The following is a 24844-nucleotide window of genomic DNA, read 5'->3' as shown; positions in this document are numbered from 1 at the left end:
GAGCCGAATATGAAATTCCATTTTGAAAAACTAGGCCTCCTTGATGAGGCTGACCTTGAACTTGCTGATTTGACGCTTGTTTGTGGCGAAAACAACACTGGCAAAACCTATGCCACTTATGCAGTATATGGCTTCCTGAGAAGCTGGCGACAGCTCCTGCAAAGAGTTCTTGTTCCAGAGATAGAAAAAATTGCGAGTACAAAAAGCGCTTACAAATTTGACCTGAACGAGATGTTTGACGGAAAGATAAACGAATATCTAGCGCGAATGGGACACGAATATGTGTCGTTGCTCCCGCATGTATTTGCCGCCAATAAGACATATTTTGATGGTGCCAGCGTTGTAGTTTCTGTTAATGCTTCCACATGTACGAAAGCTCCATTCCATCGCACCATCAAAGATGGCCCGGCGGGGCAAGTACTGGCCACCCTCAGTAAGGAACAAGATAGCGCGATACTCGAACTTCTGATAGCCGATGATAATTGGATGAAGTCGCGCTTCGGTGGGTTAGGTGATTTTGTTGCCGATGCTATTGCAGAAATTGTTTTTGCTCCCTACCTACCTGTGGCACACATCTCTAGTGCGGAGCGAACTGGTGCAACAATTTTCAGAAAAGAATTGGATTTTGCCAGAACTCGAATGATCGAAGCATTAGGCGCGATGAATACTAAGGACTTGAGAAATCCATTCAAGCTAATCGAACACATGGATGCAGGATATGCCTGGCCCGTCAGAGACAATGTCGATTTTGTTCGCCAATTGGAAGACATAGACAAATCTATCAGCCCTTTAGCGGAAGCAAATCCAGCCCTCATACAAGCTTTCGATTCCATTATTGGCGGCAGCTACAAAGTCATTAAAGATCAGGGATTGATCTATCAACCAAAAGGAACTGGAAAACCTAGATTCACGATGAATGAGTCGTCTAGTTGTGTTCGCGCCCTGCTTGACGTTGGATTCTACCTACGTTGCAAGGCAAAAATTGGCGATGTATTCATCATTGATGAACCAGAACTTAATCTTCACCCGCGAAATCAACGGGCGTTAGCACGTCTTGTAGCGAGAATGGTTAATGCAGGAATAAAAGTATTCATTACTACACATAGCGATTATTTGATTAAAGAATTCAACACGTTAATCATGCTCGCACAAAATACTGCGCACACTAAGAATATGCAAACGACTTATGGGTATGCCGATGAGGAGTTGCTGGACCCGAAAGGTATTCGTTTGTACATGACAAGCTCGGAACTCAAAGCTGCGAACGTAAAGGGCAAACGAGCGACGAGAATAAATACACTTAAATCGGCAACAATTTACCCCGACAGAGGCATCGAAGTCACTACGTTTGATACGACCATTGAGGAAATGAACAATATTCAGAGCGAAATATTGTACGGAGGGGAGCTCTAATGCTGGCGAGTGGGATGAAGAAGCTGCACGACTCACTCACCTGCATTACCTATAACGGTGCCCAACATACTCACATCCTCATTGAGGAAACTGGAGCAGAAGCGAAACTGAAGAAAGTCACACTGTCCGCGCCTAATGGTGATTGGCTAAGCTTTGATCCCGACGCGGGGCGAGGCAAGGCCGCGCTTATGTCTCCCTTGCTGGCCGTAGGTGCACATGATCACCATCGCGCATGTGACTGCGTGGTACTAGTGAATCGCCAGAGTCAACTCACTATTGTGTATGTCGATCTGAAGTCCGGTAATCCTATTGGCTATTCAGGTCAATTCAAGAGCACTCGGCAATTTGTACGATATGCTCTAGGATTGCTGGAAGAGTTTCATCAAGAAAAATTAACAATTGTAGATGAACGCTACGTCATCCTTTATGGCGGAAAACCGGCCCTGCTAAACAAAACTACAACCGTACCAAAAATCGAAAAAATGGGAAAGAGTAAGCCTGACGCTGCTTACAAGCGCGAGGTAACGAATCCTTCGCGTTTGTATCTAAAGGAATTACTGGGTTAACAATGCGAAAACAAAAGTTAGAACTTACCTGGATAGGTAAAGAAAAACGCCCCCGCTTGGAGTCGCGAATTTTGCTGGAAGATCCAGTAAAGTCCTATCATGCGAGGCATCGTATTTCAAACGACGACATATTCGATAATCGGCTTATTTTCGGCGACAATTTGTTAGCCCTTAAAGCTTTAGAGGCTGAGTTTACTGGGAAGGTCAAGTGCGTTTTTATTGACCCTCCATACAATACGGGAAGTGCATTTACGCACTACGACGATGGATTGGAACATTCTATCTGGTTGGGGTTAATACGAGACCGGCTTGAAATTATTCGCGGTTTGCTATCAGAGGATGGTTCGCTATGGATCACGATTGATGATAACGAATGTCATTATTTGAAGGTATTGTGCGATGAGGTTTTTGGTCGTGGCTGTTTTGTTGCAAATGTAGTATGGCAAAATCGCTATTCGCGATCTAATGATGCGAGCATTTCGCTGTCGCACAATTCAGTTCTCGTGTACGCCTCGTCGCCAGAAAAATGGAAAAAAATTAGAAATCGATTAACTCGCACTGAGGAACAAGCGGGACAATACAAGAACGCTGAGAAAGATCCAAATGGTCCCTGGAGGGCAATCCCTTGGGACGCCCCTAATTTGCGACCCAATTTAACCTATCCGATTACTACGCCGACGGGAAAAGTACGCATGCCGCCCGCCGGCCGTTGCTGGTCTCGAACTGAAGATCAATGGCTAGAAATCGTTGATGCCGGATTGGCTTACTTTGGAAAATCTGGAGACGGCGCCCCCTCATTTAAGCAATATCTGAAAGATGCTGCTGCAATTGTTCCCAATACATGGTGGCCACATGAAGAGGCCGGACATACCGATGAAGCTAAGAAGGAGATGCATGGACTTTTTGGTAAGGAGAACGCCTTCGACACTCCGAAACCTGAACGTCTATTACAGCGAATTATTCACATTGCAACCAATCCCGGCGATATCGTTCTAGATTCTTTTGCGGGGTCAGGAACAACTGGGGCGGTAGCTCACAAGATGGGGCGTCGTTGGATTATGGTTGAGCTAGGCGAACATTGCCATACTCATATTATTCCAAGGCTAAAGAAGGTCATTGATTTCGATGATAAGGGCGGTATTACTGATTCAGCAAATTGGCGAGGTGGCGGCGGCTTCCGTTACTACGATTTGGCACCCAGTCTCATTATTAATGATCGCTGGGGAAATCCTGTAGTCAACCCTGAGTACAACGCAGCCCACTTGGCTGAAGCTCTATGTAAGTTGGAAGGCTTTATTTCTGCGCCGTCAGAGGTTCGCTGGTGGCAGCATGGCCATTCCAGTGAACGCGACTATATTTATGCCACTACCCAAACCCTTTCGACTGAGCAGCTGCAGGCATTGTCGGACGAGGTTGGTAGCGAACAAAGCCTGTTGATCTGCTGTGCTGCATTCCACGGAATTACTGCCGCCAAGGCCGCTGAACGTTGGCCCAATTTGACTCTGAAAAAAATTCCAAAAATGGTTTTGACCCGTTGCGAATGGGGACGTGACGACTACAGTCTGAATGTCGCCAATTTGCCCATTGCGGAACTTGAAAAAATCGATCCAATTTCGGAAGCGCTCCTCAACAAGCCGCCAAAGAACAAAAAAGACACGCCCGGCCAGAGCGGGCTATTTGGGGATATTGAATAAATGAATGCTCGCGTCCTAAATGCCGTTATCGGCCGTTTGTCTCTTCGTCCACCGCAGGCTGAATCACTGCTCCGTCTCGTGAGCGCAATTTCTGCATCACCAGAACTTCTTGTCCATGATCGCGATTTAGCTAATATCCTTGCCAGCATCAAGTCGAAATTTCCAACACTTCAGGATTTCGAACGCGAATTTCCATCGTTGTGTTTTGCATTGGCAACGGGAGTAGGAAAAACTCGCCTAATGGGCGCGTTCATTTCCTACCTGCATTTGGCGCATGGCATCAATAATTTCTTTGTGCTCGCCCCAAATCTAACCATTTACAATAAGCTGATTTCGGATTTCACACGTAATACACCTAAATATGTCTTCAAAGGAATCGCTGAATTTGCGCAACAGTCCCCGCTGATAATTACTGGCGATAACTATGACCAGTCAGGTGCCACGATCGATGATCGTCCCCAGGGTTTCGCGCACGATGTCCGCATAAACATCTTCAACATCTCCAAGATTAATTCTGAAGTGCGTGGAGGAAAGGAACCTCGCATTAAGCGGATGAAGGAGGTGTTGGGTGACAGCTATTTCAATTATCTCGCGAGTCTGCCTGACCTCGTTCTGCTGATGGATGAATCGCACCGTTATCGAGCCAGTGCTGGCGTGCGCTCTATCAACGACTTGAAACCATTGTTTGGACTCGAACTCACCGCCACTCCGTTCGTTGAGGCTGGCGGCGGAAAGACCGTTCCGTTCAAAAACGTTGTGATGGATTACCCTCTGTCGCGCGCAATGGAAGACGGGTTTGTGAAGGAACCTGCGGTGGTCACCCAGCGCAATTTCGACGCAAAAGCACATACTTCCGAAGAAATTGAAAAGACCAAGCTTGAGGACGCGGTACGTCTGCATGAGACGACCAAGGTAGAGCTACTGACCTACGCTCGTGAAAATGACGTCAAAATCGTGAAGCCTTTCATGCTGGTCATCGCGCGTGATACTACCCACGCGGGACAACTGTTGGCGCTGCTGGAGTCTATGGCATTTTACGAGGGAAGATATCGAGGGAAGGTCATTCAGGTAGATTCCAGTCGTACTGGTGCAGAAGAGGAGGAAATGATCAGCCGTTTGCTGGCCGTAGAAAGTGTCGATGAACCAACCGAGATCGTAATTCACGTCAATATGCTGAAAGAGGGCTGGGATGTAACTAACCTCTACACGATCGTACCTCTCCGGGCCGCCAATGCTCGCACTTTGATTGAACAATCGATCGGAAGAGGGCTACGCCTACCCTATGGCCGACGTACGGGAAACGAGGCTGTCGATCGCTTGAATATTGTCGCACACGATAAGTTTCAAGAAATCATAGACGAAGCCAATCGTGCAGATTCGCCGATTCGGCTCAAGCAGGTTATTCTCGATGCGCCCAGCGCTGACGACAAGAAAGTCAGCGTGCAGATAAGCTCCGGCGCGATGACTTTCTTGGGATTGGCAGGCTCACCTGCAATTACGGTTCGGCCAGCCGCGCTTAGCCCAGGTGCTCCAGCTAGCGATGACGTTCCACATGCGACGGTATTCACTACTGACGCCGAGCGCAATGCAGCGTTTGTCGTGATGCAGGTTATCGCCAAGTATGAAGTCAAACGCGAACTTACTCCGACAAGCAGCGCATTGCTTAGACCGGAGATTCAACGCGAAATTCTTGCTGAAGTGACGGAACGACTCAGACCAACTCAAGGGAGTCTGATTACAGAGGATGTGCAGTTCGATTTGGCTTCCGTGGTAACGAAGACCACCGAGATTGTGGTGCAGCAAACCATCGACATACCTCGTATAGCGGTGGTACCGACGGGCGAGGTCACTACTGGCTTTCATCCTTTCACACTAGACGTTGGTCAATTAAACCTTCAGCCGGGTGAACGTGAAATTGTCGGGCAAATGTTGCGCACGAATAAGCAGTTTACTTTGGCGTCTGATATAGGACTAAAGGAAACTCGGCTGGAAAATTATGTTGTCCATGCTTTGGTAGATTTTGATGATATCGATTACTTTACGCACGCAGATTTGCTCTATGACCTTGCTGGTCAGGCAGTCAGCCATTTCCGCGCGAAGGATTATTCAGATGCCGAAATGCATAACGTGTTGGCGACGCACCGCCGCTTGATTGCACGTGAGATACACGCGCAAATGATGGCGCATTTCTGGGAGCATGCAACTGCGTACGAGGTGCAAGTAAGCCGTGGGTTCACTGAGCTAAGGTCTTGCAATTACACTGCTACAGCGGGCCATACAGCCCATCATTTCCGAGAAACTGTGGTCGAGACTAGCAGAATCAAGCAAATGCTTTTCGGCGGTTTCGAACGCTGCCTCTATCCATTGCAGAAATTCGATTCGGATACTGAGCGTCGCTTTTGCATCATCCTAGAACGCGATGCCCTGAAATGGTTCAAACCCGCAAAGGGACAATTTCAGATTTTCTACAAATTGGGAACCGAACAGCCCGAATACGTTCCTGATTTCGTTGCGGAAACGACTTCGACTATCTATATGGTGGAAACCAAGGCGCGTGGAGACATCAATACAGATGAGGTCCAGGCCAAGGCGAGCTCAGCAGCGCGTTGGTGTAAGCATGCCTCCGACCACGCCATTGAGGTCGGTAGCAAGCCGTGGAAGTACCTTCTCGTGGCTCACGATGAGGTTGTTGAGTCAAAGCGGCTTTCCGACTATCTACGTTTCGAGGTATTGGCGACGTGAACGGTGAGTGACGGCGAATGAGCGACAAGCTGGCGTGCGCCAAAAACAGCGCGTCAGCTGTTTTCTTGTGAAAGTCGGGACCAGAAATGGACCAGAACAACGAACAGACAAGAAAAAAGAGGTTACGAAATTAACCGCAACCCCTTGATTTTCTAACTGAATTTGGTGGGCCTCCCGTGAGTCGAACACGGCACCAACGGATTATGAGTCCGCTGCTCTAACCAAGCATGAGCTAGAGGCCCGAAAATGGTGTTGGGGCAGCCGCTAACTACGCCACCCTTGTTGGAGTGGCGTGAGGATATTGCTTTTTGCGGCTGCCCGTCAAGGCTTAATTGCCTTCCAAGAAGCTCTTGAGCTTGTCGGAGCGCGATGGATGGCGCAACTTGCGCAGCGCCTTCGCTTCGATCTGGCGAATCCGCTCGCGCGTGACGTCGAACTGCTTGCCTACTTCTTCCAGCGTATGGTCAGTCGACATTTCAATTCCGAAACGCATGCGCAACACCTTGGCTTCCCGCGGAGTCAGTGAATCGAGCACATCCTTGACCACGCCGCGCATCGAAGCGTGCAACGCTGCATCGGAAGGGGCCAGCGTGTTGTTGTCTTCGATGAAGTCGCCCAGGTGGGAGTCGTCATCGTCGCCAATCGGCGTTTCCATCGAGATCGGCTCTTTCGCGATCTTCATGATTTTCCGAATCTTATCTTCCGGCATTTCCATCTTGATCGCGAGCGTGGCCGGATCCGGTTCCGCGCCCGTTTCTTGCAGGATCTGGCGCGAGATACGGTTCATCTTGTTGATCGTTTCGATCATGTGCACGGGAATGCGGATGGTGCGCGCCTGGTCGGCAATCGAACGCGTGATCGCCTGGCGGATCCACCATGTTGCATACGTCGAAAACTTGTAGCCGCGGCGATACTCGAACTTGTCCACGGCCTTCATCAAGCCGATATTGCCTTCCTGGATCAGGTCGAGAAATTGCAGGCCGCGGTTGGTGTACTTTTTCGCGATCGAAATTACGAGGCGCAAGTTGGCCTCGGTCATTTCGCGCTTGGCCTTGCGCGCCTTCATTTCACCGGCCGCCATCTGGCGGTTGATGTTGCGCAGGTCGGGCAGCGGCAATACCACCCGCGCTTGCAGGTCAATCAAGCGCTGCTGTAATTCTTTTACGGTTGGAATGTTGCGCCCGAGGATGGCGGAATACGCGTGGCCCGCGTTCACTTCGCCGTCGACCCAGACCAAATTGGTTTCATTGCCCGGGAAAACCTTAATGAAGTGGGCGCGCGGCATGCCGCACTTGTTCACGGCAACGTCGAGAATCTGCTTTTCAATGTGGCGCACTTCGTCCACCTGGCCGCGCAGCGTGTCGCACAGCTTTTCAACAACCTTGGCCGTAAAGCGGATGCCGAGCAATTCGTTGGAGATCGATTCCTGCGCCTTGACGTAGGCCTTGGAGTTGTAGCCATCTTTTTCGAAGGCCTTGCGCATCTTGTCAAACTGCACGGAGATGACTTCAAACTTTTCCAGCGCCTGGTTTTTCAGCGCTTCAAGTTGTTCTGCTGAAAAACCAGCGGCGCCGGAAGCATTGTTTTCTTCTTCCTCTTCCTCTTCGCCTTCTTCGCCTTCTTCGTCGTCCTCGTCGTCATCGGAGGCGACCGGCGCGGCCACCGGCGGGGCGTCTTCGACGTCCGGATCGACCATGCCGTCGACGATTTCGTCGATCTTGATCTCTTCGTTCTGGATGCGGATGGCGGCGGAAATGATTTCCGCGATCGTGACCGGGCATGCGGAAATTGCCTGGATCATGTCTTTCAGGCCATCTTCGATGCGCTTGGCAATTTCAATTTCGCCTTCGCGCGTGAGCAGCTCGACCGAACCCATTTCGCGCATGTACATGCGTACCGGGTCGGTGGTGCGGCCAAAATCGGAGTCGACGGTGGACAGTGCAGCTTCGGCAGCCGCTTCGGCTTCATCGTCGCTGGTGACGGTCGCGACGTTGTCGGACAGCAGCAGTGTTTCGGCATCGGGCGCGTGTTCGTACACGGCAATGCCCATGTCGTTGAAGGTGCCGATGATGCCTTCGATCGCTTCCGGATCAACTATGTTTTCCGGCAAGTGATCGTTGATCTCGGCGTACGTCAGAAAGCCGCGTTCCTTGCCGAACTTGATCAGCGTCTTGAGCTTCTGGCGCCGGCGCTCAAGCTCTTCCTCGCTCGCTTCGGTGTCCGACGAGAACGCGTCCTTCAGCAGTGCTTTTTCCTTGGCCTTGCGGTCCTTGGCCTTGGCCTTGTCGACCGCCTTCAGTTCAGCGCGTTCCACGGCGTTGAGCGCGGCCACTTCGTCGTTCTCGGGCTGGAATTCTTTCGGCTTGCGACCGCGCCGGCCCGGGACCTTGACCGACGGCAGGACATAGCCGGACGTATCGATCGCGGCCAGTGCGGCGGCGTCGGTAGTCTGGCTCACGGCAGGCGAGGCGCCCGCGGCGGGAGTCGCCGTGCGGGTTTCTGCCTTGTCTTGCGCCTTGTCGGCCGGAGCGGACATGCGCGTTGGCTGTTCAGCCACTGGGGTTTCAGGTTTCTTGATTGGCACAGGCGCTTTCGATGTCACAACGACTAGCTTTATGGTGGATTAAGATAAAGTTTGTTGCCTACGTCTCCTGGTCGCCATGCGGGCCAACCCGGCACTGCTGCACTTTTACACCTTTACATAACCTTTGCAGGCACGATCCATGGCTCGCCAAGTTCCGCCGCCATCGCCCCACCGGGCAAACTTCGGCATGCGGTTTACTGTAAAGCAACAACGGTTGGAGGCGAGAGCCGGTAGTGATTGAATGGCAAACGATCGCTTGCCGTCAACGACGCAATGCGCCGCCGCAACCAAAGCTGGCCCTGGCCGCCGACGCCTGTGTTGCCGCGCCGATCAAGAGCCACACTTACTGAAAGAAAAACAACTGCGGACCATCAGAAAAATTTCTGCGAATACAACACTTATCGTTTTATTATAGCACGCACCCAATCTTTTTCCAGTCATGAACAGACCCCGTTCCAAGGGCCATTTTTCACTCTTAGCGGGGGGCCTTTTCAGCGTCGTCGTCGCGGCGCAGCCGGTCCTGCTCAGCAGTGATTTCACGATACCGCACTCCCATCTGATCTGAGGTCAGTCCGGAAGAAAACAACTGGCTCAGCTCCTGTTTTAATGCATCAAGTTTGATCTGCCTCACAGCTCCTGACAGCCACAGCTTGACGCTGTCGAAGTCGGATTCCGGCTCGGCGGCGATCTCGGCTATTAAATCATCGTATTCCGGGCTCGTTTCCTTTAGATGCTGAGACAACGCGGCGAAGCCTCCGTTCGGCCCAAGTGCCTGTCCGGCAGCCACTAATTGCACCAATCGCTCGCCTGACTCGGGACCGAAGAAGTTAAATGCCAGCAAAGCGGACTCGTCCAGCTCCAGGCTCAGCGGCGGATGGGCGACCAGGTGGCGCAGGATCTGCAACTCCAGGCCCACCGGTTGCGGACGGCCCTGGCGCGGCGGGGCCTTGCGCGCCACCGACACTGGCTTGGCCAGCTCGAACAAGGCTTCGATTTCGGCTGGCGACGATTCGGTCATGCTGGCCAGGCCGCGCACGATTTGCAGGCGCAGCGACGTTGGCGTCATCGCTTGCAACAGCGGCTTGGCGTCGAACTGGACGCGCGCGCGCCCTTCCGGCGTCGACAGGTCATGTTCACCGGATACTTCGCGCAGCAAAAATTGCGACAAAGGCATGGCTTCATGGATTTCTTGCTCAAAAGCTTCGGCGCCGAATTCGCGGACAAAACTGTCCGGGTCGTGTTCGGTGGGCAGGAACAGGAATTTGATGGTCTTGTTGTCCGTCACTTGCGGCAGGCACGCTTCCAGCGCCCTGCGCGCAGCCTTGCGTCCGGCACGGTCGCCGTCAAAACTGAAAATAACGGTGTCGGTCTGGCGCAACAGTTTTTGCACGTGAGTGCTGGTACAGGCGGTGCCGAGCGTAGCGACGGCTTGCGGAAAGCCAAGCTGGGCCAGCGCCACCACGTCCATATAGCCTTCCGTGACGAGCACGTAACCGCTGTCGCGGATCGCCTGGCGCGCCTCAAACAGGCCGTACAGCTCATAACCTTTCTGGAACAGCGGGGTTTCAGGCGAGTTCAGGTACTTCGGCTCGCCCGAGTCGAGCACGCGCCCGCCAAAGCCGATGACCTGGCCTTTGGTGTTGCGAATGGGGAACATGATGCGTTCGCGAAAGCGGTCATAGCGTTTCTTGTTGCCGCCGTCTTCATCGACCTTGTCGATCACCAAGCCCGATTCGACCAGCGCCAGCGCCTCGTAGTCGGGAAAGACGGCGCGCAGGCTGTCCCAGCCGAACGGCGCGTAACCCATGCCGAAGCGGGCCGCCACTTCACCCGTCAGGCCGCGGTTTTTCAGGTAGGCGATGGCGTTCGGGGCGCCGCGCAGTTGTCCGCGGTAATAGTCGCAGGCCTGGGTCATGGCGTCGGTCAGGGCCAATGCCTGGGCCTGGTTGGCGGCGCGTTGCAAGGGCGGAATTTTATCGTCGGCTTCGGGGACCACCATGCCCACGTTCTGGGCCAGGTCCTTGACGGCGTCCACGAAGCCCATGCCCGAGTATTCGATCAGGAAACCGATGGAGGTGCCATGCGCGCCGCAGCCGAAGCAATGGTAGAACTGCTTGGTGGGGCTGACCGTGAAGCTGGGCGATTTTTCACTGTGGAACGGGCACAGGCCCATGAAGTTGGCCCCGCCCTTTTTCAGCTGGACGTACTTGCCGACCACGTCGACGATATCGACCCGGTTGAGCAAATCGGTAATGAAGGTTTGTGGGATCACTTGAACGAACAGTCTTTGTGTTGAGTCAGACTATACCGCAGGGGCAAAGTTTCTATTGATATAGAACAATGGAGGCTTCTGCAGCAAAACGTAAGGCAGAAAAGCGCAGGGCTAGGCGCCCCCCCCTTTTCCGCCATGCGTCGCTTGCGGCTCTGGCGGAATGCGCTTGCGCTTTTCCGCCCTACGAATAGATTATGCGGGCTGCAGGGCTTTTTTGATCAGGCCGCTGACGGTGCCCATGTCAGTTCCTTTAGGCATTTTTGCCTTCAAAATCGCCATGACCTTGCCCATGTCTTGCGGACCGGCAGCGCCGGACTCGGCCACAGCAGCCGTGACGGCAGCGGCGATCTCTTCATCCGACAAGCCGGCAGGCATGTAGGCATTCAACACCACCAGCTCAGCCTTTTCGATATCGGCCAGATCCTGGCGGTTGCCCGTTTCAAACTGGCTGATCGAATCCTTGCGCTGCTTAATCATTTTTTCGATGATGGCCAAGGCCTGGTCGTCGGTAACGTCAATGCGCTCATCGACTTCCTTGCGCTTGATTTCGGCAATGATCAGGCGAATCGTGCCCAGCTTGCTCGCTTCTTTCGCGCGCATGGCATTTTTCATGTCTTCGGTGATTTGTGCTTTCAGGCCCATGTCAATCCTCGCAATTTGGTAGGTATAAAATAGCAAAACCCGCTGCGGTAAACCGGAGCGGGCCTGCGACTTCAGCAAAACAGTCATCCGGACAGGCTGACGCCGTCACCGGATGCGTTATTTACTGCAATCTTAGAATAATTTCTTAGGCAGCTGTTGGCTGCGGATACGCTTGTAGTGGCGCTTGACAGCAGCAGCCAGCTTGCGCTTGCGCTCAGCCGTAGGCTTTTCGTAGAACTCGCGAGCACGCAGTTCGGTCAGCAGACCAGTTTTTTCAATGGTGCGCTTGAAGCGACGCATAGCGACTTCGAACGGCTCGTTTTCTTTAAGGCGAATAGTGGTCATGTAAAAATCAAACCGTTAGATTAGGGGAAGAACGAGATCATAGCACCGTTTGGTAATGAAGGGAAGCTTTTCACTTGCCTGACCCACCACGGCGACGCAAAAACGCCACTGAAACGCCACTTAAACAGCTTGCCCGGCAGCTACGCCGGAGGCCCATGCCCACTGGAAATTGTATCCGCCGAGCCAGCCCGTGACATCCACCGCTTCGCCGATAAAATACAGGCCCGGCGCCTTGTTCGCCATCATGGTTTGCTGGGAAAGCTCGCGCGTATCGATGCCGCCCAGCGTCACTTCGGCCTTGCGGTAGCCTTCCGATCCGGTCGGCACGATGGCCCAGCGGTTGATGGCGTCGCCCAATTTACGCAGCTTGGCGTCGGGCATGTCGGCCAGACGGGCGTCGAGCTCGATGCCATTGGCAAGCAGCAAGCCTTCGGCCAGGCGGGTCGGCAGCCATTGCGACAAGACATTGCCCATCTGCTTCTTGAGCGTGCTCTTGCCTTCGATCAGCGCTTGCGTCACATCCATCTCGGGCAGCAGATTGATGATGATGGGTGTGCCCGGTTGCCAGTAGCTGGAAATTTGCAGGATCGCCGGACCCGACAGGCCGCGGTGGGTGAACAGCAAGTCTTCCTTGAAAAACCCGCCCTTGTTGCCCTTGCCCTTGCCCTTGCTGCTGCCGGTCTCCACTTCCACTTCCAGCGCAATGCCGGCCAGCGGCACGAACGCTTCCCAGCTGGGGCCGTCAAAGGTCAGCGGCACCAGGCCGGGGCGCGTCTCCACGATGCTCAGGCCGAACTGGGTGGCGATGCGGTAGCCAAAGTCGGTCGCGCCGATCTTGGGGATCGACAGGCCGCCCGTGGCGATCACGACGCTGTCGGCAATAATGTCGCCAGTGTCGGTGATCAAGAGGTAACCCTCATCGGTTTTGTCGATGGACGCCACGCTGGTGGGCATGCGCCAGGTAACGTCGACCGAGGCGCATTCTTCCTTGAGCATCTGGATGATCTGTTCTGCCGACTCCGTGCAAAACAATTGTCCACGGTGTTTCTCGTGGTAGCCGATGCGGTGCTTTTTGACCAGCGCAACAAAGTCGGCCGGCGTGTAGCGCGACAAGGCACTTCTGCAGAAATGGGGATTGTCGGACAAAAAATTGGCCGGCCCGGCATTGACGTTGGTGAAATTACACCGTCCGCCGCCGGAAATGCGGATCTTCTCGGCAAGTTTCTCGGCATGATCGATCAACACCACGCGCTTGCCGCGCCCTGCGGCAACGGCCGCACACATCATGCCGGCCGCGCCGGCGCCGATCACCGCTACATCAAATTGTTTTGCCATGGCTGTTGCCGATTTCCGCTAATCACTTAAAGACGTGATTGTAAACGCTGGGCGGCCCGGCCGTCCTTCTCAACTTGCCGTGGCGGTGAATCGTTCTTCCAGTTGCGACAAGTTTTGCCCGGCGCGGGTGGCGCAGCGCACCACGTCGCCAATCACAATAATGCCGGGGCTGCCCAAGCCTGAGGCGGCCAGGTCTTCGGACAGATTTTCAAGCGTGGTCAGCAACTGGGCCTGCCCTGCCCCGCTGGCCGACTGGATCACCGCCACCGGGGTGGCGCCAGCCTTGCCGCCGGCCAGCAAGGCCGCCTGGATCTGGCGGCAACGCGCCACGCCCATATAGATGACGAGCGTGAGGCCCGTTTGCGCCAGCAATGCCCAGTCGGGCGTGCGGGCGCTGCCCGCGTCATCGGCGCGCTCGTGCCCCGTGACGAAGATGGCGCCCGAGCTCCAGTCGCGGTGGGTGAGCGGCACGCCGATCGAGGCGGGCGCGGCCAGACCGCTGCTGATACCGTTGATGACGTCAACTTTGATGCCGGCCGCCATGATGTGTGCGCGCTCTTCGCCGCCGCGCCCGAAAATGAACGGGTCGCCGCCTTTCAGGCGCACCACGCGCTTGCCGGCGCGCGCTTCGGCAATCATCAGCCGTTCAATGAAGGCTTGCGACGTGGACCGGCAACCGCCCCGCTTGCCAACGGGAACGACGCGCGCGTGGGGCGACGCGTGTACTAGCACGTCGGGATTGACCAGGTCGTCCACCAGCAGCACATCGGCCGCCGCGATCGCTTTGACCGCTTTCAATGTCAGCAGTTCCGGGTCTCCTGGACCTGCACCGACCAGATACACCTTACCGTTGTTCTCCATGGCGACCACCCGTATTTGCGTTAAGTTCCTTTGAAACTAGCAAACACTGTGCCACTTGGCTGGCAATCGATGCCGGCACCGGCATCTCGCCCCGCAGCGCCCGGGCAATCCAGGCAGCCGTGGTGGCCGCATCGCGCCCCTCGGGAACTTGCGCAAGTTCATCTGTTGGTGCATCGCGCTGCACCAACAAGGTGCGTTGCCCCTGATGGAACCAGTCGATCTGCTGCGCCCGGTTGGCGTTGGCCACGGTTTCGCCTTCCGTGCCGCGCATCAAAAAAGCGTCGCCCCGCTCATGCGGCGTGGCCGTCATAAAGTATTCGCCGAGCATTTCCAGGTATTCCGGATGGGTATAGGAAACCAGCCGCAAGGCTGGTCCGTCGAATGGCTGCAAGATCTTGACCAGCGTATGGGTCGAACTGCGCACGCCAAGAATCGTGCGCAGCGACAGCAGATGCGCCATTTTAGGCGCCAGCAATTCGATCGGCATGAAGCTCGGCTGCCGCTGCGCGAAAGCAGCTTGCGCGTCGGCCACCGATTGTGCCGGGGCCAGGCCCAGCGCAGCGAAAATTTCCGCCGTCGTCACGCGCCCGGGGTCGGTTGACACGCCGTGCACCAGCACCGGCACGCCTTCGCGCGCGAGCAGCAGCGCCAGCAAGGGCGTGAGGTTGGCCATCTTGCGCGCGCCGTTGTAGCTTGGAATGCTGATCGGCGCATACACGCTGTCAACGGCGGCAATCCGCTGGAACGAGGCGTCGGCCGCATCCATGAAGCCGCCGATTTCTTCGACCGATTCGCCCTTGATGCGCATTGCCATCAGGATCGCGCCCAGCTCAAGGTCGGAGACGTTTCCGTTCAACATGGCAGTGTACAAATCGCGCGCGTCTTGCCTTGGCAAATCACGCGCACCCTTTTTGCCGCGTCCGATATCTTTAATAACAGTAGCGGCGAGGAATGGTTCGTTGGAAGTGTTCATGGGTAGCAGTCTATACGGTGCAATGCGTTAAAAAATATTTGTAACTAAATGAATCCAGTTGAACCACCGCCCCGTATAAAAAATCACACACTGGTGTAAAACCCTATTAAGGAGCGAAAAATGAAACAACTGAGACTGCGGGCAACGATCGGCGCTGTACTGGTAGGCAACGTCATCGCCGCCATGCTGGCACCCGCAGCGATGGCCTCGAGCCACCGCGAAGCACCCTTCATCACCAAGCATCCTAAAGTGGATGCGACCGACTTCTACATGTTCCGCAGCTACCAGGAAGGCCGCAGCGCGTACACGACGCTGATTGCCAACTACGTTCCCCTGCAAGACGCTTACGGCGGCCCGAATTATTTCATGATGGACCCGGAAGCGCTGTATGAAATTCACGTCGACAACAACGCCGACGCTGTCGAAGACATCACTTTCCAGTTCCGTTTCAAGAACTTGAACAAAAACACGACGCTGAAAATCGGCGGCAAAGACATGGCCATTCCACTGGTCATCAATGGCGGCGCGATCGCCGAGGCCAACGCGGCAGGCGCCAACGTGCGCGAAACCTTCACCGTCAATGTGGTCCGTGGCAACCGCCGCTCGGGCACCCGCACTGCCGTGACCAATGCCGCCGGCGGCGGCGCTACATTCGACAAGCCGCTCGACAACATCGGCAACAAGTCGATTCCCAACTATGAAGCCTATGCGGCAAAGCACGTGTACGACATCAATATTCCTGGCTGCGCCACCCCGGGCCGCATGTTCGTCGGCCAGCGCAAGGACCCGTTCGTCGTCAACCTGGGCGAAACATTCGACCTGATCAACATCAAGGCCCCGGCCGTCGAATTCCTCCCGGGCGCCGAAAGCAACGCCAAAGACGACCTGCGCTTCAAAAACGTCACCACGCTGAGCGTGGAAGTGCCGACCGCCTGCCTGATCAGCACCACCGCGCCTGACCCGGTCATCGGTGCCTGGACCACGGCCAGCCTGCGCCAGGGCCGCTTGATCAACCCATCGCCGAAGTCGGATGCCGACGTCAGCCGCGAAGGTGGCGCCTGGACCCAGGTATCGCGTTTGGGCATGCCGCTTGTCAATGAGGTGGTCATTGGTCTGAAGGACAAAGACCGTTTCAATGCCAGCAAACCAGTGGCCGACATGCAATTCGGGGACTATGTGACCAACCCGACGTTCCCGGCGCTGATCGAAATCCTGTACGGTGCGCAGGGCGCCAAGGCACCGACCAAGTTCCCCCGTGCCGACCTGGTCGCTACCTTCCTGACCGGCATTACCGGCATCAACAAGCCGACAGCCAACCCGAAACCTGTTGCGTCGGAAATGCTGCGCCTGGATACAAGCAAGGACATCACTGCCGCCGGTTCGCAAAAGCGCCTGGGCGTGATCGGGGGCGATACCGCCGGCTACCCGAACGGCCGCCGTCCTGGCGACGACGTAGTCGACATTTCGCTGCGCGTCGTCATGGGCAAGCTGTGCACGCTGAACATTGGCTGCGCACCAGCTGATGCACCGGCCGGCACGATTCAGTTCACCGACGGCGCCTTCCTTGACGAGAAGATGACCAACACCACCTTCCCGTACCTGAAGTCGCCAATTCCTGGCTCGCCACAGCAATAAGCCGGCCGCATTCACAAGGAGAGCATGATGAAAAAACTGAGCTTGCTGTGCGCCGTGTGCGCCACCTTGCTGCTGAGCGCGTGCCACAGTAGTAGCAGCAGTAACAACGGTTCGCCCACGGACGGAAGCGTTCCCACGCCGCCCTCTACCATGGTCGACGCGTTCTACACCATGGTGACGCAGTACTTCTCGCCCACCAGCGAGGACACCGACGCCACGCCAATCGATGAAGTAGTAGCCACCCAGCCTGAAGACACGGAACCGGTCGAGTTCACGTAACAGGCAGCAGTAATCGAAGTAGTGCATCGCAGCAATAATCCGGACCGGGGGACCACCCCCGGCCGGAGCAGCATTCATAAAAATAGTCGTTCTCACGCACTGAGAAAATACCATGTTGATTCGATCCGCATTGATCGCCGCTGTTGCCTGCGCGTTGCTTGCGCCCGCGGCTCACGCCGCGCCCTACATTCCCGCCAAAGGCAGCGACGTCGTCGAGCGCCTCCCGCGCCGCAACGATCCCGCCCAGCTTGAGCTGCAGCGCCTGCGCAAGCAGCTTGCCGCCAACCCCACCGACGTGACGCTTGCCACCTCGGTCGCCCAGCATCACATTGCCACCGCCCGCAGCCAGACCGATCCGCGCTACCTCGGTTACGCCCAGGCCGCGCTGGCGCCCTGGTGGTCGCTGGCGGCCCCGCCAAGCGCCGTGCGCCTGTTGCGCGCCACGCTGCTGCAAAGCACCCACCACTTTCCCGAAGCGATGCGCGATCTGGACGCGATCGTCGCGGCCGACCCGCAAAACGTGCAGGCCTGGCTCACGCGCGCCACGGTCCAGACCGTGCGCGGCGATTACCAGGCTGCCACCGCCAGCTGTGCGCGCCTGTCGAGCATCACCGAGCAGCTGGTCAGCCTGACCTGCATCGCCAGCGTGGGCGCCATGACGGGGCGCGCGGGGGCCAGCGAAGCGCTGCTCGACACCACGCTTGCCCGCAATGCCGACGCCGACCCGGAATTGCAGGTGTGGGTGCTGACGCTGCTGGCCGAAATCGCCGAACGGCGCGGCAATGGCGCCGCCGCCGAGGCGCGCTACAAAAAGGCGCTGGCCATGAGTCCCCAGGACAGCTACCTGGTGGGCGCCTACGCCGACTTCCTGCTCGACCAAAAACGCCCGGCCGAAGTGATCGCACTGGTCAAGGACCAGCGGCGCATCGACGGCCTGCTGCTGCGCTATGCGCTGGCGCTCAAGCAGACACCCGGTTCTAACGAAGCGCTGCGCACTGCCGACGCCGAACTGGCAGCGCGCTTTAGCGCCGCCATGCAGCGCGGCGACACCGTGCATCAGCGCGAGCAAGCCCGCTATGAACTGCACGTACGCGGCGACGCAGCAACCGCGCTGACGCTGGCGCAAAAAAACTGGGAGGTTCAAAAGGAATCGGCCGACATCCGCGTGCTGCTGGAAGCGGCGCTCAAGGCGGGCAACAAGGCCGCCGCCGCGCCGGTGCTCGACTGGATCGCCAACAACCGCACCGAGGACGTGGTGGTGGCGCGCCTGTCCCGGCAGCTCAAAGGCGGTGCCTGATGCGCGCCCTGCTCTCTTGCATGCTCGTCCTGCTGTTGCTGTGCCCGATGCTGCCGGCCCAAGCCCACAAGCCCAGCGACAGCTACCTGACCGTCAACGTCGCCGGCGACAAAGTCACCGGTCAATGGGACATCGCCTTGCGCGACCTCGATTTCGCGCTCAACCTGGACCAGGACGGCAATGGCGAATTGACCTGGGGCGAAGTACGCGCCCAGCATGGCGCAATTGCCGCCTACGCGCTGGGGCGCCTGGCGCTGACCAATGGCGAGCAGGCCTGCGTGGTGCGCGCCGGCGAACAGCTGATCGACAACCATACCGACGGCGCTTACACCGTGCTGCGTTTCAGCGCGGCCTGCCCCGGCAAGCTCGCGACGCTGGGCGTGAACTACCGCCTGTTCGCCGAACTCGATCCGCAGCACAAAGGGCTGCTCAAACTGGTCAGCGACGGCGTCACCTCCACCGCCATCTTCAGTCCCGAGCATGCCAGCCAGACCTTGTCGCTGCGCGCGCCCAGCAAGTGGACCCAGTTTGCCGACTACGTCAAGGAAGGCATCTGGCACATCTGGATCGGCTTTGACCACATCTTGTTCCTGCTCTCGCTGCTGCTGCCGGCCGTCTTGATGCACAAAGCGTCCGAGCAGGCGCAAAACTTCCGGGGCGCCCTGATCGACGTGCTCAAGGTGGTGACGGCGTTCACGCTGGCGCATTCGATCACGCTCACGCTGGCCAGCCTGCACGTGGTGGCGCTGCCTTCGCGCTGGGTGGAATCGGCCATTGCGGCGTCGGTCGTGCTGGCGGCGCTGAACAATATTTTTCCGCTGTTTCGCGGCCGCCGCCCGCACGCCGCCTTTGCGTTCGGGCTGCTGCACGGTTTCGGTTTTGCCACCGTACTGGCCGACCTGGGCCTGCCCCAAGGCGCGCTGGCGCTGTCGCTGGCCGGCTTTAATGTGGGGGTCGAAATCGGCCAACTGGCCATCGTCGCCGTGTTCCTGCCGCTCGCCTTCCTGGCGCGCCGGACCTGGTTTTACCGGCAGTTGATGACCAGCGGCTCGGCCCTGATCGCCCTGCTGGCGGCGGTATGGCTGGTCGAACGGGCGTTCGACATGAAGCTGATGCCGGTGTAATGAGCAAGTGAAGGGTAAGTGCGTGGTTTTTGGGCGGTTCTGCGTGCTGCACGCGGACCGCCCGTTTTTTTGGCTGATGCAATGCAACAAACGTAATTTCAGTCTAAAATCAAGGATCCTTATAGTAAATACACCGAAAAGTGCACTTCATGATCACGCCAGATATTGAAAATACCAACGTCACCTCGTTCGCGACCATGCCCACGCCCGAGGAACTGCATGCCCGCCTGCCGCTAACCGACAGTGCCTTTGCCACCGTCATGAAAGGGCGCGCGGCGCTGCGCGACATCATCGACCGCAAGGACAAGCGGCTGTTCGTCGTCGTCGGCCCATGCTCGATCCATGACCCAATCGCCGGCCTCGATTACGCGCGCCGCCTCAAGGCGCTGCAGGCAGAAGTCGCCGACAGCATGCTGCTGGTGATGCGCGTGTACTTTGAAAAGCCGCGCACCACCACCGGCTGGAAAGGCTACATCAACGACCCGGACATGGACGACTCGTTCCGCGTCAACGAAGGCATGGAAAAGGCGCGCCAGTTCCTGATCGACGTGTGCGAGCTCGGTTTGCCGACCGCCACCGAAGCGCTGGACCCGATCTCGCCGCAGTACCTGGGCGACCTGATCGCATGGACCGCGATCGGCGCGCGCACCACCGAATCGCAGACCCACCGCGAAATGTCGTCGGGCTTGTCGACGCCGGTCGGCTTCAAGAATGGCACCGACGGCGATATCAGCATTGCGATCAACGCCATTTTATCGTCGGCGCATCCGCACTCGTTTTTGGGCATCAACGGCCAGGGCAAGGTATCGATCGTGCGCACCGCGGGCAACGCCTACGGCCACGTGGTGCTGCGCGGCGGCGATGGAAGGCCGAACTATGATTCGGTGTCGATCGCCATTGCCGAGCAGGCGCTGGCCAAGGCCAAGCTGCCGGCTAACCTGGTGGTGGACTGCTCGCACGCGAACAGCTACAAAAAGCCCGAGCTGCAGCCGCTGGTGATGTCGGACGTAATCCAGCAGATCAAGCACGGGAACACCTCGCTGGTGGGCGTGATGATCGAGTCGAACATCGTGGGCGGGAACCAGAAGATTCCGTCGGATTTGTCGCAGTTGCAGTATGGCTGCTCGGTGACCGACGGCTGCATCGACTGGGCTGCAACGGAGTCGATGCTGCGCAGCGCGCATGCGGAATTGCTGAACCGGCCTTAAAGCGAGCCGTCGGCGGCGCTTGGCGGAATGCGCCTTCGCTTTTCCGCCCTACGATTGACTCTACGATCGGCCAGGACCATGTAGGGCGGAAAAGCGCGCAGCGTGCATTCCGCCATGGCCCGCCGACGCCGTGCTTTACAATGGCGCATTAAGAACATCTACTGTCCCCCATGATTGTCCTCGGCGTCGAATCCTCCTGCGATGAAACTGGTCTTGCGTTATACGACACGCAACGCGGCCTGCTGTCCCACGCCCTGCACTCGCAGGTTGCCATGCACGAGCAGTACGGCGGCGTGGTCCCTGAACTGGCCTCGCGCGACCATATCCGGCGCGCCATTCCGCTGCTCGAGCAAACGCTCAAAGGCGCCAACCTGGCCCTGGCCGACATCGACGCCATCGCCTACACCCAGGGTCCGGGCCTGGCCGGCGCGCTGCTGGTCGGCTCCTCGATCGCCTGCAGCCTGGCGCTGGCGCTCGACAAGCCGGTGCTCGGCGTGCATCACCTCGAAGGCCATTTGCTCTCGCCGCTGCTGGCGAGCGACCCGCCCCAGTTCCCGTTCATCGCGCTACTGGTCTCGGGCGGCCACACGCAGCTGATGCGGGTCGACGGCGTGGGCCAGTACACGCTGCTGGGCGAAACGCTGGACGACGCCGCCGGCGAAGCCTTCGACAAATCCGCCAAGCTGCTCGGCCTGGGTTACCCGGGGGGCCCTGCCATCTCGCGCCTGGCTGAATTTGGCGATCCCAGCGCCTACAAGCTGCCGCGCCCGATGCTCCATTCCAAGGACTTCAACTTCAGCTTTTCAGGCCTGAAGACAGCCGTGCTCACCGTGGTGAAAAACCATGAAGAAAAAATCATCGCCAATATCTGCGAGCAGGACAAGGCCAACATCGCGCGCGGCTTTGTCGACGCCATCGTCGATGTGCTAACGGCCAAATGCATCAGCGCGCTGCGCCACAGCGGCCTCAAGCGCCTGGTGATCGCCGGCGGCGTGGGCGCCAACAGCCAGCTGCGCGAAGCCTTGAATGCGGCCGCCGTGGCTAAAAAATTTCGCGTGTATTATCCGGAACTTGAGTTCTGCACCGACAACGGCGCCATGATCGCCTTTGCCGGCGCTATGCGCCTGATGATCAATCCCGAAGCCGCCCGGCGCGACTACAGCTTTAACGTCAGGCCGCGCTGGCCGCTCGACGAAATCAAGGTCGTCTGACGGCCCAGCCGGTTGAGCGCGCCAATTTCCTGCTTCACCAGTGAACTCGCGCGGCCCGCGCCGATCCTACGGTGTGACCGCCCATTCGTAATCAATGGCAAACTCGACCGGTTGTGTTTTTCCGGAGGTGCTTTTTATGCGTGTTGTCAGCTGGAATATTCATTGGGGTTGCGGCAAGGATGGCCGGATTCGCATCCATGCCATTATCGACGTCTTGCGCAAGTTGAACCCGGACATCATCTGCCTGCAAGAAGTTGCAGCCAATCATGCGGAGCTGGAAGGCAACGCCAACGCGAACCAGTTCCGCCAGCTGGCGGGGGCTTTTGGCGGCTACCAGCCGGTGCTTGAACCGACCAGTGAAATTTACCAGAACAATATGCCGCGCCAGTTCGGCAACTTGCTTCTGTCCAAGTTCAGGATCAATCAAGTGCACCGCTATTTGCTGCCGTGGCCGCCCGATCCGCACAGCCCCGCAGGCATGCCGCGCGGACTGATCGAAGCGGTGATCGAAGCGCCGGGTGGCAAGGTGCGCGTGCTGACCACCCACCTTGAATATTACTCGCCCGTGCAGCGCATGGCGCAGGTCCGGCATATCAAGTACCTGCACTGGGAAGCGTGCGAACGGGCCCGCATCTTCCAGCCCGATCCCACGCTCGAATCACCCTACCAGCTTGGTTTCCGACCGGGCTCGGCCATCTATTGCGGCGACTTTAATTTTGTGCCGGATACGCCGGAATACAAGGAGCTGATCGCGCCCGATGAAGGCGTCGCCTTGCCGCTGGTCGACGCCTGGCGCTTCAAGCATCCCCATGTGGCGCGCGCGCCTACCGCCGGCCTGCATGGTTTCAAGTGGCCCGAGCGGGCCGATTGCTTCGATTACTTTTTCGTGACCGAAGACCTGGTGGGCCGGGTGGCGGAGTGCGAAGTGCAGTCTGAAACAGCCGCGTCCGACCACCAGCCAATCGTGCTCGACATCAACTAGCCGGCAAGGCTCAAAACTCGTAGCTGACCCGGCCCGTCACGCGCCAGTCGGACTGGTCCGGCATGACTTTTTTCAGCGCGCGCGCGGCGGTGATATTGCCCCGCATTTTGGCGCCCAGCTGGAAGTCGGTGCCCACGCCCGCCGAGTGTGCCCGCTGGCGTGGCACGCCGGTGGTGCGCACTTCGCCCGCATCGGCGAACACATAGGCGTCGACGTTCTCGCGCAGCGCCCGGTGCAGCTCCAGGTTCAGCAGGTAGCCGCGGTCGCCCGACAGCGCGCCCGCCTCGTAGCCGCGTACCGTGCCGGTGCCGCCAAGCTGGAACAACAGCGACGGCGACAGGTTCACCACGCTGGTATCCTGCACGCTGGCGCGCAGCAGCGCGAACTGCTTCGCTCCCATCGTCTCGGCCCAGCTGCCGCTCAACTGGCGCAGGTTGAAGCTGCGTTCCTGGCCGGTCGCCGACTGTTCCGTGGCATGCGTCACCGTCAGGCCCAGGTTGACCGTGCGCTGCTCGAACGTACCGGCGGCGCTGGCCACCAGCGATTGATTCAGGATGCTGGTGCGGCTCAGCTCAAGAGCGCCAACCTGGTTGCGGCTGCGCGTCTTGCCCGCCGTGGCGCCAAGGTCGAACCACCACCCGCCGGTGCGCCACAGCGGCTGCGTGACGCCGATCTGCACCGACTTCGAGCGCCCGCTGATGCCCAGTTCCCGGTAGGGTCCGGCCACGATGTCGGTCACGCTGTCGCTGTACGTCTCGGTCAGCCGGCCGCCCAGGTGGTTGATCGGCACCGCGTACGAAAACGTGCCGGAGGTGGCGCCGCGCGAGCGCGACACATAGACCGAGGCGCGGTCGCCCAGGCCCAGCGGGCCGTTGACGGCGGCGTCAAAGCCGACCTGCGCTTCGCCAATGCTGCGCGCGCCTTCATTGCCGGCAAAGGCGCGCAACTGCAGTCGCTTGGGTTCGCGCACGGTGAGCAGCATGTCGGTCTGGCCGACGCTTGCCCCCGGCCGCAGGCCCGCCTCGATCTGCAGTTCGCCGCTGCGGTTAAAACGCTTGATCTGCTGTTCCAGGTCGCCCACGACCAGCGTCTTGCCCTGCTGGGGCGCGAACCACTCGGCCACGAACGCCTTGCTGGTGTAGGTGGCGCCGGCTACGCTGACGCCCGCCAGGCGCGCTTCGACCAGGTCGATCCTGACCACGCCGTTCTGGATTTTCTGCGCGCCGATCACCGCGCGCGCCGTCACCACGCCATGCGCCCGGTAGCGCGCATTGACTTCCTCGACCATGCTGGTTAGCAGCGCAAAGTCCGCTTCACGGCCCACGTAGCGCGCCGCGATCGCGGCCAGTTCGTCCTTGCTCAGGAAGGCGCTCTCGCCAAACACCACCTGTTGCAGCATGAACTTGGGACCGCTGGCCGGCGCCGGTTTGGCTTGCTCGCGCGTCTCGTCGCGAATCACCGCCGGTGCAGGCGCTGCCGGCGGCGCCTGCTCGTTGAGGAAGCGGCGCCGCTCGGCTTCCTGGCGCTGCAAGGCGGCCGAGTCGATCTGCGTGGGCGCCACCTGCGACCAGGCCGGCGCGGCCACCCAGAGCACGGCCAGCATGGCGGCCAGCCGATGCTGGCGGCGTGGGAACAAGACAACGGGTACGGACCTGCTGGTATTCATAGTTGATTGATTCAT

General features: G+C 58.0%; 19 protein-coding genes and 1 tRNA gene. 11 read left to right on the top strand and 9 right to left on the bottom strand.

Annotated elements, in window-relative coordinates; all coding sequences use genetic code 11:
* Positions 1 to 9: 9 nt before the first annotated feature.
* From ACP7D4_RS14695 to ACP7D4_RS14680, 4 genes are read left to right on the top strand one after another with little or no spacing between them, the layout of a single operon-like run.
* A complete protein-coding gene (locus tag ACP7D4_RS14695; protein ID WP_426209782.1) occupies positions 10 to 1413 on the top strand; it encodes an AAA family ATPase in 1404 nt (467 codons plus the stop codon).
* A gap of 14 nt (positions 1414 to 1427) precedes the next feature.
* Positions 1428 to 1979: a hypothetical protein gene (locus ACP7D4_RS14690; RefSeq protein ID WP_426209780.1), complete on the top strand. Its 552-nt coding sequence runs from the start codon at positions 1428 to 1430 to the stop codon at positions 1977 to 1979.
* A gap of 2 nt (positions 1980 to 1981) precedes the next feature.
* The gene (locus ACP7D4_RS14685; RefSeq protein WP_426209778.1) at positions 1982 to 3673 is read left to right on the top strand and encodes a site-specific DNA-methyltransferase; all 1692 of its coding nucleotides are present in this window, start codon (positions 1982 to 1984) and stop codon (positions 3671 to 3673) included.
* Positions 3674 to 6415: a DEAD/DEAH box helicase gene (locus tag ACP7D4_RS14680; RefSeq protein ID WP_426209776.1), complete on the top strand. Its 2742-nt coding sequence runs from the start codon at positions 3674 to 3676 to the stop codon at positions 6413 to 6415.
* Between the two features lie 163 nt (positions 6416 to 6578).
* On the opposite strand, the gene ACP7D4_RS14675 is transcribed toward ACP7D4_RS14680, so the two are convergent.
* The 8 genes from ACP7D4_RS14675 to ybiB all read right to left on the bottom strand — a co-directional run bounded on the left by ACP7D4_RS14675 (position 6579) and on the right by ybiB (position 15427).
* A tRNA-Ile gene (locus tag ACP7D4_RS14675) sits at positions 6579 to 6657 on the bottom strand.
* Between the two features lie 86 nt (positions 6658 to 6743).
* Entirely contained in the window at positions 6744 to 8951 is a 2208-nt protein-coding gene (gene rpoD / locus ACP7D4_RS14670) for an RNA polymerase sigma factor RpoD (protein ID WP_426103227.1), read from the bottom strand.
* A gap of 523 nt (positions 8952 to 9474) precedes the next feature.
* Positions 9475 to 11271: a DNA primase gene (dnaG, locus tag ACP7D4_RS14665; protein ID WP_426209774.1), complete on the bottom strand. Its 1797-nt coding sequence runs from the start codon at positions 11269 to 11271 to the stop codon at positions 9475 to 9477.
* Positions 11272 to 11463: 192 nt separating this feature from the next.
* Positions 11464 to 11913, bottom strand: a complete 450-nt coding sequence (locus tag ACP7D4_RS14660; protein WP_426103010.1) for a GatB/YqeY domain-containing protein — start codon at positions 11911 to 11913, stop codon at positions 11464 to 11466.
* Between the two features lie 132 nt (positions 11914 to 12045).
* Positions 12046 to 12258, bottom strand: a complete 213-nt coding sequence (gene rpsU, locus ACP7D4_RS14655; RefSeq protein ID WP_008451879.1) for a 30S ribosomal protein S21 — start codon at positions 12256 to 12258, stop codon at positions 12046 to 12048.
* A 120-nt stretch (positions 12259 to 12378) separates the two neighbouring features.
* Positions 12379 to 13593: an NAD(P)/FAD-dependent oxidoreductase gene (locus ACP7D4_RS14650; protein WP_426209772.1), complete on the bottom strand. Its 1215-nt coding sequence runs from the start codon at positions 13591 to 13593 to the stop codon at positions 12379 to 12381.
* 69 nt (positions 13594 to 13662) lie between these two features.
* Positions 13663 to 14454 carry a uroporphyrinogen-III C-methyltransferase gene (gene cobA / locus ACP7D4_RS14645; protein WP_426209770.1) on the bottom strand — a complete coding sequence of 264 codons (792 nt, stop codon included), beginning with the start codon at positions 14452 to 14454 and terminating at the stop codon, positions 13663 to 13665.
* Positions 14438 to 15427 carry a DNA-binding protein YbiB gene (ybiB, locus tag ACP7D4_RS14640; RefSeq protein ID WP_426209768.1) on the bottom strand — a complete coding sequence of 330 codons (990 nt, stop codon included), beginning with the start codon at positions 15425 to 15427 and terminating at the stop codon, positions 14438 to 14440. The genes cobA and ybiB overlap by 17 nt, the downstream gene beginning before the upstream one ends.
* A gap of 120 nt (positions 15428 to 15547) precedes the next feature.
* Between ybiB and ACP7D4_RS14635 the strand changes: the two genes are divergently transcribed.
* The 7 genes from ACP7D4_RS14635 (at position 15548) to ACP7D4_RS14605 (ending at position 23163) form a co-directional block, all read left to right on the top strand.
* Complete coding sequence (locus tag ACP7D4_RS14635) at positions 15548 to 17062, top strand: DUF4331 domain-containing protein (RefSeq protein WP_426103019.1); 1515 nt, start codon at positions 15548 to 15550, stop codon at positions 17060 to 17062.
* 27 nt (positions 17063 to 17089) lie between these two features.
* Positions 17090 to 17341 carry a hypothetical protein gene (locus ACP7D4_RS14630; RefSeq protein WP_426209766.1) on the top strand — a complete coding sequence of 84 codons (252 nt, stop codon included), beginning with the start codon at positions 17090 to 17092 and terminating at the stop codon, positions 17339 to 17341.
* Between the two features lie 112 nt (positions 17342 to 17453).
* Complete coding sequence (locus ACP7D4_RS14625; protein WP_426209764.1) at positions 17454 to 18638, top strand: tetratricopeptide repeat protein; 1185 nt, start codon at positions 17454 to 17456, stop codon at positions 18636 to 18638.
* Positions 18638 to 19762, top strand: a complete 1125-nt coding sequence (locus ACP7D4_RS14620) for a HupE/UreJ family protein (protein WP_426209762.1) — start codon at positions 18638 to 18640, stop codon at positions 19760 to 19762. The genes ACP7D4_RS14625 and ACP7D4_RS14620 overlap by 1 nt, the downstream gene beginning before the upstream one ends.
* Before the next feature lie 149 nt (positions 19763 to 19911).
* On the top strand, positions 19912 to 20970 hold the full coding sequence (locus tag ACP7D4_RS14615; RefSeq protein ID WP_426209760.1) for a 3-deoxy-7-phosphoheptulonate synthase: 1059 nt from the start codon (positions 19912 to 19914) through the stop codon (positions 20968 to 20970).
* A gap of 170 nt (positions 20971 to 21140) precedes the next feature.
* On the top strand, positions 21141 to 22181 hold the full coding sequence (gene tsaD, locus ACP7D4_RS14610) for a tRNA (adenosine(37)-N6)-threonylcarbamoyltransferase complex transferase subunit TsaD (RefSeq protein ID WP_426103029.1): 1041 nt from the start codon (positions 21141 to 21143) through the stop codon (positions 22179 to 22181).
* Between the two features lie 136 nt (positions 22182 to 22317).
* Positions 22318 to 23163, top strand: coding sequence for an endonuclease/exonuclease/phosphatase family protein (locus tag ACP7D4_RS14605; protein WP_426209758.1), 846 nt, complete (start codon positions 22318 to 22320; stop codon positions 23161 to 23163).
* A 10-nt stretch (positions 23164 to 23173) separates the two neighbouring features.
* On the opposite strand, the gene ACP7D4_RS14600 is transcribed toward ACP7D4_RS14605, so the two are convergent.
* A complete protein-coding gene (locus ACP7D4_RS14600) occupies positions 23174 to 24844 on the bottom strand; it encodes a ShlB/FhaC/HecB family hemolysin secretion/activation protein (protein WP_426209756.1) in 1671 nt (556 codons plus the stop codon).

Source organism: Massilia sp. TWP1-3-3, from assembly GCF_049897805.1.
In the GTDB taxonomy this organism is placed as follows: domain Bacteria; phylum Pseudomonadota; class Gammaproteobacteria; order Burkholderiales; family Burkholderiaceae_D; genus Telluria_A.
The sequence above is the reverse complement of the archived record's forward strand: the minus strand, read 5'-3'. Positions and strand labels throughout refer to the sequence as shown.

Coding starts and splice junctions, on each gene's coding strand:
- ACP7D4_RS14695 (WP_426209782.1), top strand. CDS start 10: ATGAAATTCCATTTTGAAAAACTAGGCCTCCTTGATGAGGCTGACCTT.
- ACP7D4_RS14690 (WP_426209780.1), top strand. CDS start 1,428: ATGAAGAAGCTGCACGACTCACTCACCTGCATTACCTATAACGGTGCC.
- ACP7D4_RS14685 (WP_426209778.1), top strand. CDS start 1,982: ATGCGAAAACAAAAGTTAGAACTTACCTGGATAGGTAAAGAAAAACGC.
- ACP7D4_RS14680 (WP_426209776.1), top strand. CDS start 3,674: ATGAATGCTCGCGTCCTAAATGCCGTTATCGGCCGTTTGTCTCTTCGT.
- rpoD (WP_426103227.1), bottom strand. CDS start 8,951: ATGTCCGCTCCGGCCGACAAGGCGCAAGACAAGGCAGAAACCCGCACG.
- ACP7D4_RS14660 (WP_426103010.1), bottom strand. CDS start 11,913: ATGGGCCTGAAAGCACAAATCACCGAAGACATGAAAAATGCCATGCGC.
- rpsU (WP_008451879.1), bottom strand. CDS start 12,258: ATGACCACTATTCGCCTTAAAGAAAACGAGCCGTTCGAAGTCGCTATG.
- ACP7D4_RS14650 (WP_426209772.1), bottom strand. CDS start 13,593: ATGGCAAAACAATTTGATGTAGCGGTGATCGGCGCCGGCGCGGCCGGC.
- cobA (WP_426209770.1), bottom strand. CDS start 14,454: ATGGAGAACAACGGTAAGGTGTATCTGGTCGGTGCAGGTCCAGGAGAC.
- ybiB (WP_426209768.1), bottom strand. CDS start 15,427: ATGAACACTTCCAACGAACCATTCCTCGCCGCTACTGTTATTAAAGAT.
- ACP7D4_RS14635 (WP_426103019.1), top strand. CDS start 15,548: ATGAAACAACTGAGACTGCGGGCAACGATCGGCGCTGTACTGGTAGGC.
- ACP7D4_RS14630 (WP_426209766.1), top strand. CDS start 17,090: ATGAAAAAACTGAGCTTGCTGTGCGCCGTGTGCGCCACCTTGCTGCTG.
- ACP7D4_RS14625 (WP_426209764.1), top strand. CDS start 17,454: ATGTTGATTCGATCCGCATTGATCGCCGCTGTTGCCTGCGCGTTGCTT.
- ACP7D4_RS14620 (WP_426209762.1), top strand. CDS start 18,638: ATGCGCGCCCTGCTCTCTTGCATGCTCGTCCTGCTGTTGCTGTGCCCG.
- ACP7D4_RS14615 (WP_426209760.1), top strand. CDS start 19,912: ATGATCACGCCAGATATTGAAAATACCAACGTCACCTCGTTCGCGACC.
- tsaD (WP_426103029.1), top strand. CDS start 21,141: ATGATTGTCCTCGGCGTCGAATCCTCCTGCGATGAAACTGGTCTTGCG.
- ACP7D4_RS14605 (WP_426209758.1), top strand. CDS start 22,318: ATGCGTGTTGTCAGCTGGAATATTCATTGGGGTTGCGGCAAGGATGGC.
- ACP7D4_RS14600 (WP_426209756.1), bottom strand. CDS start 24,844: ATGAATCAATCAACTATGAATACCAGCAGGTCCGTACCCGTTGTCTTG.